Consider the following 19,629-nt stretch of genomic DNA (forward strand, 5'->3'; position numbering starts at 1 on the left):
ACGCCTGGGATCAGGATGGGAGCTGCCGCGCTCCCACCTTGAATGCCCGCGTCAGGTATTGATTACCACTGTCTTGGCCAACATGTCGCCCAGGCGCCGACGCAGTCCCATCAATACAAACATACCGTCCAGCACACTGAGCAACAGCTTCGGCAGGTTGCGCAGGAACGACTGCACCACGGTGCAGTTCGTGGGGTACGGATAACCCACGACCGCCGTGCGGCACACGCGCTTGCCCAGGCTCTGGCCCTGGGGCAACGCATCGCAAAAGAGAAGGTACCCAATCGCCAATAAGGTCAGCGCGGAGCTGGCGTATTGGAAAAGCATCAGGCTAGTCGCCGTGTGGGCATACAGGGCGGCATAGCCGAGCGGCGTCTTCAACAACAGCAAGCCAAACGCCACGCCCATATCGATGAGGTAGCCCAGCAGCCGCTTGACCGGGCTGGCCAGGTTATCGCTGCCGGCCACCGACGCTGAGTCGCTCATCAGTCATTTATCCTTAAGGGGTTGAGGGCCGCACACGTTGTGCGCCTGGTTCTCGGCGATGTCTTCCATGTGCTTGCCGACGATGGGGTTGAGCACCAAAAGGCGTTCCGACTTGCCGGTGGGGCGGTAGGCCGGGCCCTGGGCATCGGTGTGCAGCGTGAAGCCGCTGGCGGCCAATGCCTTGACCAATTGCGTGCGCTTGAGCACGTCGCCATTGCCACGGAAGTCGCTGACGGTAAGGAACACGATACGGTCTTGCTGCAGCAGCCAGATCGGCCGATCACTGGTCTCGCTGTCGAAGATGTACGCACAGTCCACCGTGGCCACGGGAAAGCTGGCCTGACGCACATAGTGCCCGCCCGCATAGCCCACCAATGTGATCAGGCCCGGCTGCACCACGGCGATTGCATCCTCGGTCTGCTCGCCCTTCATCACGCCGTAGTTCGTGTACGCCCAACGCAACCTGGTGAACTCGGCGGGCGTCGCCGCAAGCTTCAGGTCAGCCGTGATCCGCGCCTGATCTTCGGCGCCGCGATAGGGAAGGCCCTGGCATCCGGCGAGGGCTGCCAGGCACAGGAGGATAAAAGCTCGGTAAATCATCTGACGTGTCCTTGTCCGTTAAATAACCATCAGCCACGGGAAGTGCCGTTGTCATAAATGTCCGCCAGGCTGCGCACCGTGGTCAGGTTGCCGGTCTGGACCACGATGGTCTTGGCGAACATATCCCCCAGGCGCGTGCGTGACTCCATGAAGATCCACACCCAATCGATCACCACCAGCACCCCGGCATTGCGGGTGAGCGACTGCGAAAGGGTACAGCCCTTGCGGGTCTTGCGGTCGACGGTGGCAATGCTCAACAGGCGCTTGCCGAGACTCTGGCCATTGGGCAATGCATCGGCCAACAGGACGTAGGCAAAGCCTGCAAAAAAGCCCGAGAGAATGCCACGCTGAGACGTTATCGCAGGCACATAGGCAGACACCGCGTCGGCGCCGGATTTGACGATGAAAAAGATCAGCACTGCGATGGCGCAATCAATGATACGAGCGGCCAGGCGGCGGCCGATGCTGGCCAGGATGGTCGCCCGTCCGGTGGTGTTCGGGACATTCATAGGGTGTTGCTCCAGCTTCAAGAAGGTATCAAGGGAATGTCGTGCCGATCCGCGTCCGGTCTTTGGAGGACCAGATACCGGTCACCTTGCCCACCACGTCTTCAACCGCGACCTGGCCCATGAAGCGGCTGTCATTGCTGTTGTGGCGGTTATCGCCCAGCAGGTAGACGTGCCCCGGCGCAACCTTGACCGGCGCGAGCGTCAGCGATTCCGGGCCTTTCACACGGTCGGCCTGGGCATGGAACAGCCCGAGGTTTTCGCCATTGTGGATCAGCTCGCCGTTGACGATTTCCAAGGTGTCCCCGGCGACGCCCGCCACGCGCTTGATCGCTTCGCTGCCATTCCAGCGGTACACCACGATGTCACCGACCTTGGGTGGCCCCGCACGCAGGTCGGACACGATGTAGTCGCCGATCGACACGGTGGGCGCCATCGAGGCTGTCGGTACGAAGTAGGTGTTGAAGCCCAGCAGCGGTGCACGCAGCACCGAGAGCAAGACCAGCGTGACCACCACCAGCACGCCCACATAGAGCACGTGGACACGTTTGCGCGGCACATTCAGCGGGCCGGTGTAGCGGCGCGCCAGCACCGCGGCGGTGACCGCCGAGGCAAGCTTGACGCTGATGATGAAGCCCAACAGGACATACAAACCGAGCGGCGTCGAGATCAGCCCGCACAGGCCCAGCAGCACGATGCCGATATACATCAGCGCCGCGACGCGGATGCCCCACTGGATGCGGTCGACATACACCAGGCCCCAGCCGGCCACCAGGCAGGACATCAGGAAGGCCTGCAGGGAAAGTTTTACGGGTTTCATTCATCGTCCTTGAAAAGGTAAAGGCGCCTAGCCGAACAACGGGCCGGAGTTTAACGCAGTGTCCGCCTGATACGCTCCGCTGCCCGTGGATAATCAGCGCACATTAAAGAACCAAAGCACCCACCCCGCGATGAATCCAACCCCGGCCACTTTCAGGTACAGCAGGCTGTTTTCCTTCACCAGTCCGATGACATCCTCGCCACCACTCAACCAGTACCCCGCCACCTGGAAGAACACACTCATGAACAGCAGCGCCAACGCAAAGGCACACGGCAGATAAATGGCGACCCACCAGGGTTCATTTCTTCTCATTGAGGTCTCTTTTCTTCATATAGTACTCGACGCTTTTGTTGAAAAGCCCGGAGGCCGTGGAGTCACCCAAATTACCCGCGATGGAAGGAATGGAGCTTGGCGGGGCGGGCTTTGTAATAGTCCATATTCCGGCCGGTACCCACTCGTACTGCTTGGACAAAGGGTTAAGGCCCTTCTCCAAGGGTAATTTGACCATGTTACCAATGCCGAACCCTACGGTTGCGCCCGCTTTACCTACCAAGGCCGCCATGAACGGATCATCGCCCTTCATTTCAGCCTGATAATAACTACCTGTTGCATTCCACGTGACCGTAGGGCTGTACCCTTTACCGGGGGTGATGGCCCCGACTATCCCAGAGCCAATCACGTCCGCCAGTGTCACCTTGCCATCCGTCACGTATTGGATACCGGCGCCAACACCGGCGGAAACGCCCACGGAGACTAACTGTTCTCGCCCTTTGGTCACTGCATTGGTGAGAATGGATTTACCGCCCATCAAAATGGCAGGCCACGTGAACGGATCGATGACAACCGACATCACGCGGTCTGAGTCGGTAATGTTTTCCTTCAGAAACTTGAGGTCCGCGCCATTCAGATAATTAACCAGCGCAATGGCCTCGGGGTTCTTCAACTTTTCACTCATGCGGAACTGTGAGGGATCGGCATCTCTGGCAACATTGGTACTTGCCTGGATTTCCTCTTCGCGCGGGACACACGTCCATCCCCCACCCGTACAGCGACCCGCCATTCTTTTACTGTTTTCATTACTGATATCGATGTATTTCTTTATCACCGGCGCGCAGTCTCCACCCCTGACGTTTTTACAGGCTGTCAGTTCTTTATCAAGCGCCCGGGCTTCTGTCTCGCTCAGCCAGTTATTTTCCACCGCATTACGTCCTGCTTGAGCGCCGGCGACAGCGCCGAACATGTCACCGCCCGCGAGACCTCCGCCCACACCCGCAGCCAAGCTCGACAGCGCGGAAACCGTTGCCTTTTGCGCCTGGGTCAAGTCAGCGGTCGCAGTGCCCGGATACAGCTGGCGGGCAATAAATTCGCCGGTTGCAGCACCGGCTGCCCCTGACAACGCCGAGTTACCCTGGGCTTGCGCCACCACCGCACCCAGCACTGCGTGAGCCATCAGGTTGGCGTAGGGGTCGCCTTCAGTCTGCTGCTTGATTTCATGGGCCAGGTACGGTGCCGCCGCACCCGCCAACGCACCGCCAACACTGCCACCCATGACCGCCTGCACCACGGCCGTCACGGCCTGGCTGGCCTTCTGGAAGCTGCTGCCGACACCATAATCCTTCTGGGCTTGCTGGCTGATCTGCGCCGGTGTCGGGTTAGCGATACCGTCCTCAATCAGCTTCTGCCGTGTGGCTTTATTGATGTCGCTGTTGGGGTCATTGGCGGCATTGATCCTGGCGGCGGCGATGGCGTCGCCGATCCCCTTGGTCAACTCCATCGAGCTTTTGATCAGGTCCATGCGTTCTTGCATGGCCTTCTGGTCAGGCTTGTCGAGGTGCTGGTTGGCATTGGCCGTGTCGCGGTTCAGGCCGATCAGGTCGCCCGCGCCTTCCGGGTTGCGCACCACGATCGTGCCTTCACTCACGGCACTGCGGGTGTGGCTGTGGTCCGAATCATTCAGCGCCATGCCATACAGCGCCCCGGGTGTGAGCGTACCGACACCGCCACCGTAGGAACCGGACACACTCATGCCCGCCGATTTGCTTTCGATCTCGCTCTTGTTCTTGATGTCGCTGACCAGCAGACGATCGGTGAGCAGTAAATTCCTGTCAGCCGTGGCTTCGCTGGCAATCACCGCGCCCTGCAGGGTGGTGTTCTTGGCCACGTCGATGGTGTAGCCGCCCTTGCCGGCAAAGAACCCGCTCTGGTCGGTCACCGCCTGGTAATCGCTGTTCATCTTCGACGCCGCCAGGTTCGCCGACGCCGCCACGGTGGAGCCGTAGCAGAACGGCGGGATACAGATGCTCGCCCCGAAGCCGGCGCTGTCCTGCTTGCTCTTGGAGGTCTCGGTGTCCTGTCGCGACAGGATGTTGAGGTTGCCGCCGATGTCGGCATCAATGCGATCAGCCCGTACCTGCGCACCCGCCAAGGTCGTGTCCTGGCCGCTGCGCAGCACCAGTGAACCGGTGTCCAGGGTGGTATTGACCTGCGTCACCGAGCCACCCGACCCCAGGTTCTTGGCGGTTTGTGCGCCGAGGTCGAGAGTGAAGCCGTTTTGCTCGCCAATGTTGAAGCTGGCGCCGATGGCCGTCCGGTTGCGCGAGCCATCGTTTTTACGCTCAGTGGTGTTCTGCGCGCTTTGCAGCAGGATGTTTTTTTTCGCCGACAACAGAGTGTTGCCCGCTTTCAATGAACTGCCGGTGATCAGCAGGTCGCCCAAGGTCTGCGGCGCGTCGCCCGCCGCGACAATCAGCAGGTTTTCACCCGCATTGAGACTGCTCTGATGAGCGGTTTGGGCTGTGTATTCACTGCTGCTTTTGGTCCGCGTGTTGGCCAGTTCAGTCCCAATCTTGATCAGCGAGCCGTTACCGGCGGAGCCGCCGGTCTTGTCCTTGAAACCGGTGCTTTGCTTATTGAGCTCGCCCGCCTGGTTATTGAGGTTGTAGACCGACAGCGCCGCCTGGGCGATTTTCACTGCCTTCAGACGCGGGTCGTCGGAGCTGCGCGCTGCCTCGGCGGCATCACGGATGCTTTTAGTGGTATCGACCACGGTGCCCGCGATCACACGGCCTACCGCCAGGCTCTTGGAACTGTCCTTGCTGGTCTGGCTGGCAGTTTCCATGCCGGCCGTAATGCTGACGTTCGCACCGGTGAGCGCCATGTTTTTGGTACTCACCAGATCACTGGCAATCACCGCCAGCTCACGCCCTGCAGTCAGCGACACATTGCCTGCACTTGAGCCAATCGTGCTGCCGGTCAGGGTCATTTCATTGGCGGTGCCGTTGTGCTTCGAGCTGTTGATGTAGAGTTTCTGGTTGCCGATGATGTCATCCAGGCCCAGCGTGTTGCCGGTCAACACACCGGTGAGGTCGCGGTTTTTTTCCTTGTGCATGTCGGTGCGGGCGAAGGTGTTCTGCGCCGCATCGATGGTCAGGTCGCGGCCGGCCTGCACGGCGAGGTCGCCGGTGCTGACCAGCGCGGAGCCGGTCACCACGGCATCGCGCTTGGCCGCGACGGTGACGGTTTCGCCGGAGACCATGCTGCCCATGGCGGTGGTGCGTTTTTCGTCGACCTTGTCCTCGACCTTGCTCGCCTTGAGCCCGCCCCAGCTGCTTTTGCTCTCTTTGCGTTCGTGGCGGGCGCTGTCCGAATTGCTCACCGCGAGGATGCTCACGTCCTGCCCGGCAACCAAGTGCGCCGCGCCTTTTTCGGCGGTGACGGCACTGCCGGCCAATAGCAGGTTTTCGCCGGCGACGACCGTGCTGTGAGTGCCAGCGCTGACGAGGCTGCCGACGTTGTTCACGGCGTCGGTTTCGTCGAGGCGGAATTTCTTGCCCTGGGAGGTTTTCTTGGTCTTGCTGTAGAAGCTGTAGTCCTGGTCTTCAGCGGTTTTAAGGCTGAGGTTTTTACCCGACACCAGGTAGGCCTCGCTGCCGGCATTGACCTGGCTCGCCACCAGTTGCAGGTCCTGCCCGGCGCTCAGGCTGGCGTCGCCACCGGCCTTGATCACGCTGGAGACTTGCTGGACGTGGTCCTCGATGCGCTTGACCTTTTTCGAGTTGAACGTCGAGTGCTGCTCATTGGCCGCTGCTCCCGCGTTGAAATCGCGGGTGGCGACCAGGTTGATATCGCGCGTGGCTTGCACCTGGCTGGCCACGATGCTGATGTCGCGCCCGGCGACCACGTGCAGGTCGCGACCGGCTTCCACCACGGAGCCTTGTTGCGCGATGGTCTTGTAGTTGGAGCGCGTGCCGATGGCGCCGCTGTCGAGGGTTTGCGAGGCGCTGATGTTGACGTCGCCCACGGCTTGTGCGGTGGTGTCCGCGCCGCTCTTGAGCACACCACCGACGTTGTTGAGGTTGGCCCCGGCCTGCAAGGTCAATGCGTTGGCTGACTCGATGCGCGCGGCGCTGTCGACGAAATCGCTGCGCTCGGTGCGATAGGCACTGGCGCTTTCGTGGGTGGTCACCGTGCGCTCGTTGAGCAGGTCGGCGCCGGCGGCGAGGTTGACGTCGTGCCCGGCAATGACACCGCCCGCGCGGTTGGTCAGGTTGTTGCCGCTGAGCAGGTCGAGACGCCCGCCGGCTTCCATCAAGCCGCTGTTGGTGAGGTTGCTGCCGACATTGGCCAGCAGGCTGCCGTTGGCGCGCAAGGTGCCGGCGTTATTGAGGTGGCTGCCGCTGATCAAGCTGACGTCGCTACCGGTAATCAATGCACCATTGGGCGCCAGGCGGTTGCTGGCCTGGGCCAGGTACAGCACCGGGACCAGCACTTGTTGCCCGGCGACGGTAGCGTTTTCCAGCCACACGATGTCGTGCGTCAGGGCCGCAACCTGTTCGGCGGTGAGGCTGACGCCCACCGACAGGCTGAGCGCGTCCTTGCTGCTGATGGCGTTGTCCATCAGGTGCTTGAACAGGTCGGCATCGCTGGTCTGGCCGTCGATGAAACGCTGGCCGGTGCGCGCAAGCACGGCCTGCTGGATCAGGCGCTGTTCGTAGAAGCCGTCGCCGAGGCGCCGTTGCGCGGTGTCGGGGTCGTAACCGAGCTTGCTGAGCATGTAGTCCGAGCTCATGAACTGGCGCATGTCGGTGAGCAGCGGGTTGGTTTCGATCAGGTATTTGTGCGGGTTGGCCGCGAACTGGCTGGTGGGCACACCGTTCACGCCATTGCCGTCATTGAGGTGGAACAAGCCGTTCTGCCCGGTGGGCAGGTCGAAGCCTGGCAGGCCCAACGGGTTGACTTGTTGCTGGGCGACGTCCGGAGGCAGCTGCGGGTTGAGGCTGACCTCGGTCGAGTAGCCCGGCGCATGGCTGTTGGCGCCGCTGCCGACGTAGGTGTAGCCGCCGCGCACGACTGTGTTGTCGATACCCGCCTGGGCCTGCACATTCACAGCGCCACCGGCCTGGATCACGGCCGCGTAGCTCTGGTCCACCGGTGCCAGTTCGGTGGTCTTGCGCAGGGGGAGCTTCTCCATCTGCATCGCGCCGATAAACGTCGCCAGCGACGCTTCCAGGCCGCCGAGGTTATTGGCGTCGTACCGAGTGCCGCCAATGGAATATTGGTCAGTGAAGTTCGCGGCGTAGCGGTACCAACCCTCTGGCTTGCGCTCGCGATCGGAGGTAAACACGCGGTCGTACTGGGTGTCGTGGGTCACCACACCGACGTTGGTCAATTGGTTGACTCGCACCGTCATATTGCCACCCGAAGCGATGCTACTGCTGCTGTTGAGCAGGTCGCCGCCGGTCAGCAGCATGTCGGCGCCCGAGGTAATGCTGGACGCCGCCGTCGCGTCGCTGACGATGATGCGATCGCGCTGGGTGATCTGGAACGGTCGGTTCTGCTTGCCACCGTCGCAGTCGCCACCGGTCACGCCCTCGACACAGGCGATAGGGGTGATGGAGGCGCTGTAGATGCCCGATTCGGTGGTCAGCACAGTACGGATGTTGTCGATCGTGCTGGCCGCCAGGACCAGGTTGCGCTCGCTTTCGATGGTGCCCGAGCTGTTGATGATGCTGGTGGCCAGCCCGCCCTGGCCGTCGCGGTCAACGCGCAGGTTGCCCATGGCGTAGATGCTGGCGCCGAGGTTTTTCAGGCGGTCGACCTTCAGGTTCATGTCGCCGCCGCTGAAGATCAACCCGTGGTCATTGAGCAGGTTGCCCACCGACAGGTCGAGGCTGCCCTGGCTGGCAACGGAGCCGCCCACCGTCCAGTCCTGGCCGCTGCCGACCAGGCTGCGGGTACCGAGCAATTGCCCGGTGGCGGTCTGATGCAGGTTGTCGACATTCACCGTCAGGCGCCCGGCCTGAATCGCGGTGCTGTTGGTCCAGTGGGTCTTGTCGAGGGTCAAGTCGCCCTGGGTCACCAGGCTGCCGCCGACGTCATCGAGGCTGATGCCACTGAGGTCGAGCACGCCGGTGCCGACGTGCAACACCTTGCCGCCGGTGTTTTGGAAGGTGCCGGCGGCGAGGCTCAATTGGTCGTTGGCGGTCTCCAGGCTGCCGCTGTTGTTCAGCAGGCCACCGATGGCGTAGCGGGTCTTGCCGGCGACGCCGAGGGCGCGCATTTGCCCGCTGTTGGTGAGGCTTGCGCTGTCGACATCCAGGGTCGTGGCGCTTTCGATCAAGCCACGGTTGACCAGCGCGCCGCGCAGGCTGACGTCGACCCGGTCGGCGGCGATCTCCCCGCCGTTATCCACATTCACGCCACTCAGGCGCACGCGGTCACGGGCGAACAGGTTGCCACTGCCGTTGTTGAAATCCGTGGCATCGATAAGCGCATCGCCGCCTTTGGCCGCGATGCGTCCGCCGTTGTTATCGAGGGTGCCGGCGGTGATGCCGAGGCCGGCCTTTTCGCTGTGGATCAGGCCGTTGGTGCCGTTCTGTACGCCTTCGGAGGCGGTCAGGCTCAGGCCATCGTTGGCGGCCAGGGTGCCGCTGTTCTGGTTGTCGATGCTGGTGGCGAACACCGTCAGCAAGCTTTGGCTTGCGAGCTTGCCGCCCTGGTTGTCGAGGTGGGCCGCACGCTGGACCAGCAAGGGCCCGACACTCGCCAGCTTGCCGTTGCGGTTGATCAGGTCACCGAGCAAATCCAGGGTAAGCGTGCTGGCGCCGGTGAGGTTGCCGGCACTGTTGTCCAGGGTATTGCCGTGCAGGGTGAATGCGCCCGTGCTGTCGATGATGCCGCCCTGGCTGTTGTCCAGCAGGCCGCTGACGTTGAGGGTTTGAGTACCGTCGCTGAGCAATTGGCCCTTGTTGCGGTTATCGAGGCTGCCGGCGGTGATGTTCAGCGCTTGCTTGGCGCTCATGCTGGCGCCTTGGTTATCCAGGTCTTGGGCGACGGTCGCGGTCAGGTTGCGATTGGCGATTACGGTGCCGGTGTTGGTGATCTGCTGGCTGTCGAGCGTGACGTCGCCCCCGGCGTTGCGGGTGTTGTCGGCGTTGACCCCGGCTTCGATGATGCCGTTGTTGGTCAGCTTGCCGTTGCTCGCGAGGGTGATGCTGTCACGGGCGGCGAGGCTCTTGCGGTTTTTCAGCTCGCCCTTGGTCTTTGCCTTCAGGGTGGTGCCGGCGTAGACCGGGCCCTGGGCATCCAGGCTTGCCGCCTTGATGTCCACCGCACCGCTGGAGGCGGCCTGGGCCATGCTCAGGTGGCCGTTGACATCGAGTTGGATATCGCCGCCGCTGGCGGCCAATGTGCCGTCGAGCTTCACGCCGACGCCGGCCTCGGTGCCCACCAGCTTGATGGCGCCGGCGTACATGCCGCCGAGCGCCGACGAGTCGATCGCCAGCTCCGGCTTGGCGCTGCCGTCGTCGGCGCGCGCGGTGGTTTTCAGGCTTTTGGCATCGACGTCATTGCGACCGGCGATCACCGTAAGCTCGCGTGCATTGATCTGCGCGTTGATCTTGGCCGAACGGGTGATGATCTCGAAATGGTCGACGTTGCTCGCGTTCAAGCCCTTGCCGTCGATGGTCACCGCACCGCCATCCACCTGGTAATGGTCCAGGCGGCCGACTTTGTCGATAACTGGCTTGCCGGTGGTCAGGGTGACATTCGGGGTGTTGATAAAACCGCAGCCGTTGCAGCTGATGCCATACGGGTTGGCGACGATCACCTTGGCCGACTGGCCCGCCACTTCGGTGTAGCCGCGCAACTGGCTGGGGCTGCCGCCGTTGACTTCGTTGAGGATGACATTCGCAGCGCCGCCCTTGAGGTTCGGGTTACCGACGATGATCCCGCCCAGTTGCGTGTTCTGGACCATGCCCGTGGCGTTGTTGAGGATCACGCCATTGGGGCCGACGTTGTAGTCCTGGAACTGGTTATGGGACAGGCCGCTGCCATTGGGCGTGGCGATGTTCACCACCGGCACGCCGTTGCCCGCCTGGCCGACGGTCGTGCCCGGACCGCTGACCACGATGCCGTCGGCCTGGGCCAGCAGCGGCTGCCAGAACAGCGCATTGGCCAGGATCAGGGCCAGGCCACGCTGGGACAGGGTTTTCAGGGCAACAACAGGGCGAACGTCCATATTCAGAATCTCACGGCAGCGGCGTTGAATTACAGGAAGAAATCCAGGCGGAAGTAGATCGGCGCTTCGCGCTCGGTCACCACGCCAGGTCGCTCCAGGGAATGGGCAAACGTCACACTGGTGCTGACGTATTTGCCCCGCGCGAACAACTCAACGGAGTTGCTCGACACCCGGCCATGCTGGGTGTCGTTGTAACGGTCATTGCGAATCACGCCCTGGTCGTAACCGACGCCGGCGCCGTATTCGAGCAAGGCCGGGCGCAGCCAGCCGACCGTGACCGGACGGGTCCAGCGCAGGTCGTTGCGCCAGTAGCCGCCGCTGTCACCGTTCAGTTGCTGGTCCTTGAACCCGCGCACCGAGTAGGAGCCGCCCAGGCTCATGCGTTGCGACGGATACAACACATCTTCACTGCGCTGCCCGGTGGCCAGGCTGGTGAAACTGAACGACTCGCCCCACAGCGTGAACGGCTGCAGGTAGCTGGCGGTGGCTGTGTATTTACGGTAGCGAGGGGTGGGCGTGAGGTTGCCGAAGCCGTCGCGACGCTGTTCGTCGCGCTGGGCATCGAAGGCGCCGATGCCGTTTTGCATGCCAACGTCCAGGTTGACGAAGGCACTGGCGATCCGCCGCCCGTGGCTGAGGCCGACCTGGAACTCACTGAGGCGGTTGCTGCTGACGCCCAGGCGCTCGTCGTTGATGTAGTTGTTGGTGCGCAAATGAGTGAGGCCGACGTTGACCGAAGTCTTGCTCACGTCATCGCGATGCACTACGCGCTCGGCGCGCAGCTGGTGGTTCTGGCTGTCGCCCGTCTGCTTGTATTTGTAGCCCTGAAGGTCACCTGGCGTGCGGTAGTCGCTTTCACTGTAGCTGTAGCTGAAGTTCCACCAGCCCCACGGCAGGTTGTAGTAGAGCATGCTGCTTTTCGAGGTTTTCTGGTGGTCGCTGATCGCGTCGTGGCCGCCGCGCACTATCAACTGGTCAGCCAGGCCCAGCGGGCTGTCCCACTCCAGGCCCGCGCCCCATTGCTGTTCGCCGGTGCTTTTCTGCCCGTCATTGTTGCGCGACAGGCTGGCGCGCCAGGGCTTTTGCGGCTGGTTTTTCACCACCACTTCGCTGCCGCCGACCTGCCTGCCGGGGATCAATTCCATCTGCGCCTGCTTGGACGGCAAGCGGCTGAGCTGGTCCACCAGTTGCTCGACTTCGCGCAGGTTGAGCGCCTCGCCGACCTTGCCGGGAAACGCCATGGCCAATTCACGGTCGGTCACGCTGCTGCCCTCGGCGCCCTTCAGGCCTTCGAGCTTGCCTTCCACCACCAGCACCTGGAGGTGACCGCTGGAGAGGTCTTGTTGCGGCAGGTAGGCGCGGCTGGTGACCCGGCCCTTGGCGATGTAATAGTCGGTGATGACCTTGAGCAGTTCATTGAGCTGTGCCACGCCCAGGCACTGGCCGATATAGGGCTTGAGCAGGCGCGTGCGGTCGGCGGCGGACAGGCTGTCGGCGCCCTTGAGTTCGATGTCCTGGATCGGGAAGCAGCGGGTATCGACGGGCGTGGCCGGCGCCTGGGCCTTGGTGTCTTTGCCGGGCAGGTCCTGAAGTTCTTCCAGGCGCCGGCGCTGCTCTTCGAGAAGGCGGTTCTGGCGGTCGCGAATCAGGTCCTGATCCCCTGGCGTAGGGGCGGCCATGGCACTGTTCATACTCAAATAAGCGAGCAGGAAAGTACACAGCAAATACCGAGTCCGTGGCGATAACAAAAACATGTTCGATCCGTCGAAAATCAAGGGGCGGCAAACTAACATCGAACTTGCGCCAACCCAAGAAACTGGATTAGTTGCACAGCCGTACTAGCTACTCACTTAACCTATTGATTAATAACAACTAAAAATCATCAAAAAGAAATACAGCCTGTGACTGGCAGTATTATTCCGACAAGCGGCAATAGTTTTGATGGCGATTCGTCGGAGAACTTGAAAGTTGCCATTAGTTAGCCATCAAGTTCTTGCCGAGATAAGTTAGTACCGGAAAAGGCAGAAAAGTTCGCGGCGTTTTTGTGAATTGGATCCCACTTATCGGTATTAACCAAGAGTGTTCCCACATTGCGCGGGAACACTCTCCAGCGTAAATCCTAGCTGGCGTCTTTGTTGCGATCCTGGCCAGGCACCAGGGTCAGCCCCGGCTTTTCCACATCCCGCGAGACATGGGATTTGACCTCCGCCACACCGCCGTCGTCGTCATTGTGGATCACCAGCACGCCAGGCCGGCGCAGTTGCTCCAAGTCGCCCTCGCCGAGGCTGAAACTGTCGCTCAGGTTCTGGTCGGTGAGGGCCTTGGCCTCGGCGCGACGCTGGGCGAACTTGCGGCCTCGGCGTTGCTGGTAGCGCGCCCAGCTGATCAGGATCACGGCGTTGAACAAGGCAATCCACAGGTAAACCTGCAGGGTGTTGAGCGCCGCAAAAATCGGCGCCTCGATACGTGGACCGCCGTGGGTGTCGAGCATCGAGGTAATCCCGCGTGCCAGTAGCCAGATCAAGCCGGCCCAGGCCATCAGGGTCAACAGCACATCGATGATCCACATCACGGAGCGTTGGCGGGTTCTGACCAGTTTCATGCTCACGCCTCCTCTTCAAGGGGTTTGATACCGCGATCCGGGCTGACCCAGCGGGCGCGCTTCTGGTGCTGGTTGAACAGCACCTTGGGGAAACTGACCAAAGTGGTGAACAGGCTGACCAGCCAGAACACCATCGGGTACCACACGGTCCAGAACAGGGTTTTCCACAGGTCTTTCTCGTAGCGCCGGTCAATCAGGATGCTCACCGCAAACTGCACCAGGCACACCATCGCCAGCACCAACCCGGTAAACGCCGGCGGCACCAGGGAGTCCACGGTAATTGCCTGTGGCAGCGGGATGAATTTACCCACGCCCCAGAAGATCACCGACAGCAGGAAGGTGAAGGCCCATCCTGTGGACAGGCAGTACTCGAACAGCAACGGCCACAGGTAGCGATGGCGCCACTGCCAGATGCCACGGATATTCTTGAACAGCACCTCGGCGCCGCCCTGGGCCCAGCGCAGGCGCTGCTTCCACAGGCCGCCGACGGTTTCCGGCATGAGGATCCAGCACAGTGCACGCGGCTCGTAGAAGATGCTCCAGTGATCGAGCTGCAGCTTCCAACTGACGTCGATGTCCTCGGTGATCATGTCGGTGCTCCAGTAGTCGATGCGGTCCAGCGCTTTCTTGCGAAACGCCACCACCACACCCGACACCGTGAAGATCCGCCCGAACACCCGCTGGGTGCGCTTGATCAAGCCGATGATCGACGAGAACTCGCCCACCTGCACCCGCCCGATCAGCGTCGAGCGTGTGCGAATCCGTGGGTTGCCGGTGACGGCGCCCAGGCGCGGGTTGTCGAGCATCGGCGCAACCATGTAGGCCGCCGCATTCTTATCCAGCAACGCGTCGCCATCGATGCACACCAGGTATTCGCTGCGCGCGGCCACGGCGCCCATGCGCAACGCCACCGCCTTGCCCTGGTTCTGCGCCAGGTGCAATACGCGCAGGCGGGGCTGCTGCAAGGCCAGGGCGTCCAGTACTGCGGCGGTGTTGTCGGAGGATCCGTCGTTGACCGCAATCACCTCGATATTCGGGTACACCTGGGCCAGCGCGGCCTCCATGGTGTCGGCGACGTTATCGCCCTCGTTGTAGCAAGGGATGATGATCGAGATCAGCGGGTTGCCGGCCAGCACCGGCGCCGGGGTGTCTTCTTCCCACGGCCAGTGGCGCTCCCAGTGCAACCAGAAATACAGCCCGCCGGCGATCCACAGCGCCGACATGAACAGCGGGTAGAAAAACACGAAGTCCATCAGGAACTGCCCGGTGACCAGGAAGATCAGGCCCAGGGGCACACCCAACACCAGTGCCAGCACGAATAACGCCAGGATTCTGTCGAACATGGTCAAGGGTTCCATTGGTTGGAAAGGGCCGGACGCACTGTCTTCAGATCCGGCGAGTTTTCCAGGAAGTTGTCCGGGTAATAACCAAAACTCGTGACCCCCTGGCGTTTGAGTACACCCATCCACTGTGCCATCTGCGCCCCGTCGATATCGGGCGCGGCCTGGGTGCGCCAATCCTTGGCTTGCAGTTCGAATACGGTCCGTTGCAGCGCACCGGGGCGCGCCTTGACCGTGGCGACCAATTTTTCCAACCAGGCATTGGAGTTCTTCAGCGTTTCGCCTTCCATCAGCGGCATGGCCATGGGCGCGGTCCAGTCGTAGGTCTGGAGGAAGTCATCGAGGTTCTGCGCGAACCAGGCTTCGCTGCCGGGGTTGAGCATCGGCTCGGCGAAGATATTGCGCGCGGTCTGCACCTGCGGCCCACGGATGGCGCGGACCTTGGCAGTCAGCTCCTGGGTGAAGTCGATCAGGTAGCGACTCTTGAAGCGTGTCCAGCGTTGCATCACGGCCGGGTCGGCGCGCAGGGCAGCGATGGTGTCGGGCAGGCCGTTGGCGGCGTAGGCCTTGAGCGCCGCCGGGCTCGCGTCTTCGAAGTCCGAGAGGATCGCATCGTCGTGGAACAGCACGCCGTCGACAGCGGTGTTGCGCGCCAGGTCTTCGTAGATCTCGCCGATCTGCTGGCGCACTTTCGGATCGAACGGCGACAGGCGCTTGTACTGGTCCGGATCAAGGCCGAGCTGGCCGGTCTTCGGGTCCCAACGGGTGACGCGCGGCAACGCCGGGTCGAGGGCAAAACTGAGCACCGGCATCCACGCGAAGATCGCCACATGACCACGGGTGCGCAGTTGCCAGGTCACGCGGTTGAACAGGTCGCGGCGCACCGGCAAGTGGCGGTTGGGGAAGTACAGCGAATGCACCAGGCCGTCGCCCTTGGGGTCGGCGAAGGCTTGCAGGAACACGGTACTCACGCCCATGTCCACCACGCGCTGCACCAACTGGTCGAGGTTGCGCGCCTCCTGGGCCGGGTCAGGGTCGTAGACGTTGTCGAGGTCGACATGCAGCACGCGCATCGAGGCCTTGGTCTCGGTGCCGACAATCGCGTTGGCGTAGTGCTCGCCATCCGGGTCGGACGCCACCAGAAAGCGCGGGCTGCTCTTGAGGTTGGCGAGATCGTCGAGGCCGTCGTCCAGGGTCAGGGCCATCTGGTAGCCCTGCTCGCCCACAACGGCCAGGGACGTGCCATCGGCGGCGCCATAAGGCCACACCCACACACGCGGCGCCTTGCCGGTGACGGCGCGCAGCTTGTTGGAGATGGCCGTCACGTCGGCACGCATCCGCGCCTGGAACTGCGCGTCGGTTTCGTACTTGCCGGTAGCGGCATCGTAGCGCCGTGTGGCGGCGGCGGGCTCCAGGTTGCCCTGGGGGTTGGCCAGGATGCCGGTGTGGCTGGCGTCGGTATGCGCGGCGATTTCCACCAGGCCCGATTGGGAAATCTCCTTCACCTGCTGCCAGGTGAGGAAGTCCGAGCGCGCGCGGGGCGTGCCGGCGAAGTCCACCGGTTTGTTCAGCGGCGTGTCGATCCAATAGCCCACCGGGGCCAGGATCGCCGGCCAATGATAGGCCCGCAGGATCGGCATCACGCGGGTGTAGAAACTCGAATAACCGTCGTCGAAGCTGAGCAGGATGGCCTTGGGCGGTAGCTCGCGCCCACCGCTGCGTGCAGCCAGGATCTGGTCGACGCTGACCGGCTGGTAGCCGTTCTCGCGCAGCCAGGCCAATTGGTCGATCAACCGCTCGGTGCGCACCGCCACCACCGCCTGGTCCGGGTCGCGATCCTCGACATCGTGGTAGGCGATGCCGAGGAAATGATTCTTCGGCCACGGCGCCTCATTGGGCGGCGTCGGCCGCTCGGCGGGTGGGGTGTAAGGCGCGGGTTGCTGGGCGCAGGCACTGGCCAGCAATACACCCAGGACCAACAAGCAACGGCTGAGGACGGTCATGGTCAGGCTCTTCTAGAAACGGTAAGTGAGGTCGACGAGCAGGCGCAGATCGCGTTCGCGATCGCCGTCATAAGGTCGGCTGATCAAGCTCAGGTTGGCGCCGGCTTCCAGCACGTCATTCCAGCGGATGCGTTGGCCGTAGCCGATCAGGCCGACCCCGCCGGTGGAGTAGTCGCGCTGGCTATAGGTACCCGCACCGACCTGGAACTGCTGACTCCACTGGGTCTCGTAGCGGTGATAGAGCACATGATTGACGGTGACGCTGGGCAACACGCTGAGGTCCGACTTGGGGTTGAAGTACACCGTGTCGTCCTTGGTGTTGCGGCTCGCGCCGACCTCCAGGCCCAGGTCGACTTGCACATGGGGCGAGCTGTAGATGCCCTCGCGGCCGGTGAGCAAGGCTTCGAGCCGATTGTTGCCGTCGCTGAAGTGGGACGGGCTCAGGGACAGTTTCCACTCGCGGCTTTCATTCGCGCGCCAGCGGATAAAGCCGCTGCCGCCGTTGGCGGTGACGTCGGCGTTCAACGCCCGCAACGGCGTGGTAGCCAGCAGGTAGCCGAGGCTGCCGCCGTATTGCCAGTTGTCGTTGATGTCGCGGGTGATCGACACCGCGGCGCCTTGCTTGGAGCCGTAGCCGTAGGAATGGTTGGAGACTTCAGCCTCCAGGGTCATGTCGCGGGTGCGCTGCTCCACGCCAACCCGCTGGAAACGGTGCTGGCCGGTGCCTTCGGTGAAGTCGGCGGTGGCATAACCGGCGCCGGCGAACACGCGCCAATCTTCATTGATGGGCGGGCTGTAGAGCACGCTTTCGATGCCCCAGTCGCGGCTGCCCGCGACCGCGCCCACGTCGTCATTGCCGCCACCGCCGTAGCTTTTACCGGTGTAGGCCTCGACACGCAGCTCGGCCATGTCGTGTACATCGCGCAGGCGGCTGAGGCGCTGCACCTGGCGGTTGTCCGGGTTGCGCGCGAGCACGTCGTCGGTCAGCGCGTCCATTTGCCGCCATTCCTGCAGATCCATCGCGGTGTAGGCCTGGCTCACTTCCAGGCCGATGTCGCGCGGCGCCTGGGCTTCGGTTTCCTTGAGGCTGCCCTCGGCCCGACGCGGCCATTCACGGGCGCGGTACATATCGGCCTGGGCCAGGCGCAAGCCGACGTTGCCCGGGGCCTTGGCCACCAGCGCTTCGAGGCCGGCTTCACTGCCTGGCAGGTCGCCGCCGTAAGTGCCGGCCTGGGCCGACAGTTGTTGCGCATCCATCCAGCTGTCGTTGGGGTTGCCGATCGGCAGGCCCTTGAGTTCCACCCGTGGGTTCTGGCTGTCGGCCAGGTTGCTGGCGACCTCGCGCGCTTCCATCACCTTGTCGCTCTCGAGCAAGGCATAGAACAGCGCGGTGCTGTCTTCGACATGGTCCGCCGGGTCGGCGTCCGGCGCCGTGATGGCCTGGCGATAGAGTGGCTCGGCCTTTTCCGGCTCGCGCTGGTCGAGGTAGGCGGCGGCGACCCAGCGCACGGCATACGTCGGCAACTGCACGCCTTCGCTCTTGAGGGTTTCGTACTCGCGAATGACCTGCGCCATGCGCGCACGGGCCTTGAGTGCACCGAGGCGGTCGATGCGCCAGCGCACGACGTCGTCATGCGCAGTGGGGTCCGGGGTCCAGCGAGCGAGCAGCTTGTCGTAGTCCTGCAGCGCCCGGTCGGCGATGACATAGCGTTCCTGCTCCGTGCGCGTAGCGAACTCGGCCATGCGCACACGCTCGGCCGCCACGTCGCCTTCCAGGCGGCGCTGGGTGACATCATCCAGCAGGCCCGGACGCTTGGCCGACAGGCGCAGCGCGGCTTCCGGCAAGCGCGCCTTTTGCAGGGCGACGATGTACTCGCGAGCGACTTCCGGCTTGTCGCCGGTGCGGATAAACGCCTGGTCGAATTCGAACAGCGCGTCGTAATTGAGACCGGCACGGGTCAGCGCGTAGCCCAGCGCCATGCGGCGGTTGGGATCGTCCGGCTTGGCCGCCACCAGCGCGCGGGTGCGCTGCACGGCTTCGTTGGCCTGGCCGCCGTCGGCCTGGGTGAGCGCAAGGCCCAGTTGCAGGTCGACATTGTTCGGTTCACGCAGCAGCGCGCGGCGATAGACTGCCTCGGCCTGCGCCCACTGCTTCTGGTTGCGATAGGTGCGCGCAACGGTGGCCAGCGCCTGGGAAGTCAGGTTGCGGTTCGCGCCCTGGGCCTCGTACACCTTCAGCACTTCAGCGTCTTGCCCGGCCCAGCCGGCGATCACCAGATGGTCACTGATCTGGCCTGGCGTCTGGCGCTCGGCGGGCCATTGGCGCAGTTGCGTGAGGGCGGGAGTGAAGTTGCCGTTGCGCGCCTGAATGATCAGGGCGTCATAGGCCGCATCGGCCATGGCGAAGGTGGGGACCAGCAATTGGCTGCACAAGGCGACCCCGATGAGCAGTCGCAACCGTCCTGTGGCACTGAGTGGTAGGTTTCGCAACATATCGTGAGCTTCCTTACACACGGAAAGCTGTAACGATAGGTGGTCCTGAGCAATTTGCCTCAGGGTGTCGGCGTCTCGTGACCCGACCTAGCTTTCCTGTAGGAACTATCCCCGACGCTTGTATCGAAATGGACATTTCAGAACAATTGTTCAGAATTGCTGCAGATTCTGAAAAGCGAATGGGGGAGCGGGGTTGCGTGCGATAAGGGGGTGACGGCAAGGCTACGCGCCGACCGTTTGACCCTTATCGCAGGCAACCCC

Annotated in this window: 11 protein-coding genes; all 11 read right to left on the reverse strand. The window is 62.9% G+C overall.

What is annotated here, in order from left to right; genetic code table 11:
- Positions 1-51: 51 nt before the first annotated feature.
- Complete coding sequence (locus tag QMX97_RS08765; protein ID WP_282396738.1) at positions 52-486, reverse strand: RDD family protein; 435 nt, start codon at positions 484-486, stop codon at positions 52-54.
- 3 nt (positions 487-489) lie between these two features.
- Positions 490-1,086: a hypothetical protein gene (locus QMX97_RS08770; protein WP_213552129.1), complete on the reverse strand. Its 597-nt coding sequence runs from the start codon at positions 1,084-1,086 to the stop codon at positions 490-492.
- Positions 1,087-1,115: 29 nt separating this feature from the next.
- On the reverse strand, positions 1,116-1,595 hold the full coding sequence (locus QMX97_RS08775) for an RDD family protein (RefSeq protein WP_106805492.1): 480 nt from the start codon (positions 1,593-1,595) through the stop codon (positions 1,116-1,118).
- Between the two features lie 28 nt (positions 1,596-1,623).
- Positions 1,624-2,412: a signal peptidase I gene (lepB, locus tag QMX97_RS08780; protein ID WP_282396739.1), complete on the reverse strand. Its 789-nt coding sequence runs from the start codon at positions 2,410-2,412 to the stop codon at positions 1,624-1,626.
- A gap of 93 nt (positions 2,413-2,505) precedes the next feature.
- A complete protein-coding gene (locus QMX97_RS08785) occupies positions 2,506-2,724 on the reverse strand; it encodes a hypothetical protein (RefSeq protein ID WP_065899526.1) in 219 nt (72 codons plus the stop codon).
- Entirely contained in the window at positions 2,711-10,930 is an 8,220-nt protein-coding gene (locus QMX97_RS08790) for a hemagglutinin repeat-containing protein (RefSeq protein ID WP_282396740.1), read from the reverse strand. The genes QMX97_RS08785 and QMX97_RS08790 overlap by 14 nt, the downstream gene beginning before the upstream one ends.
- A 29-nt stretch (positions 10,931-10,959) precedes the next feature.
- Entirely contained in the window at positions 10,960-12,684 is a 1,725-nt protein-coding gene (locus QMX97_RS08795) for a ShlB/FhaC/HecB family hemolysin secretion/activation protein (RefSeq protein WP_282396741.1), read from the reverse strand.
- A gap of 365 nt (positions 12,685-13,049) precedes the next feature.
- A complete protein-coding gene (pgaD, locus tag QMX97_RS08800; protein WP_065899523.1) occupies positions 13,050-13,532 on the reverse strand; it encodes a poly-beta-1,6-N-acetyl-D-glucosamine biosynthesis protein PgaD in 483 nt (160 codons plus the stop codon).
- A gap of 2 nt (positions 13,533-13,534) precedes the next feature.
- Positions 13,535-14,875, reverse strand: a complete 1,341-nt coding sequence (pgaC, locus tag QMX97_RS08805; protein ID WP_106805496.1) for a poly-beta-1,6-N-acetyl-D-glucosamine synthase — start codon at positions 14,873-14,875, stop codon at positions 13,535-13,537.
- Between the two features lie 2 nt (positions 14,876-14,877).
- Positions 14,878-16,875, reverse strand: a complete 1,998-nt coding sequence (gene pgaB, locus QMX97_RS08810) for a poly-beta-1,6-N-acetyl-D-glucosamine N-deacetylase PgaB (RefSeq protein ID WP_201143289.1) — start codon at positions 16,873-16,875, stop codon at positions 14,878-14,880.
- Positions 16,876-16,887: 12 nt separating this feature from the next.
- On the reverse strand, positions 16,888-19,368 hold the full coding sequence (gene pgaA / locus QMX97_RS08815) for a poly-beta-1,6 N-acetyl-D-glucosamine export porin PgaA (RefSeq protein WP_065899520.1): 2,481 nt from the start codon (positions 19,366-19,368) through the stop codon (positions 16,888-16,890).
- Positions 19,369-19,629: the final 261 nt, after the last annotated feature.

The sequence above is a fragment of the Pseudomonas sp. PS01298 genome (assembly GCF_029959745.1).
GTDB lineage: Bacteria > Pseudomonadota > Gammaproteobacteria > Pseudomonadales > Pseudomonadaceae > Aquipseudomonas > Aquipseudomonas aylmerensis.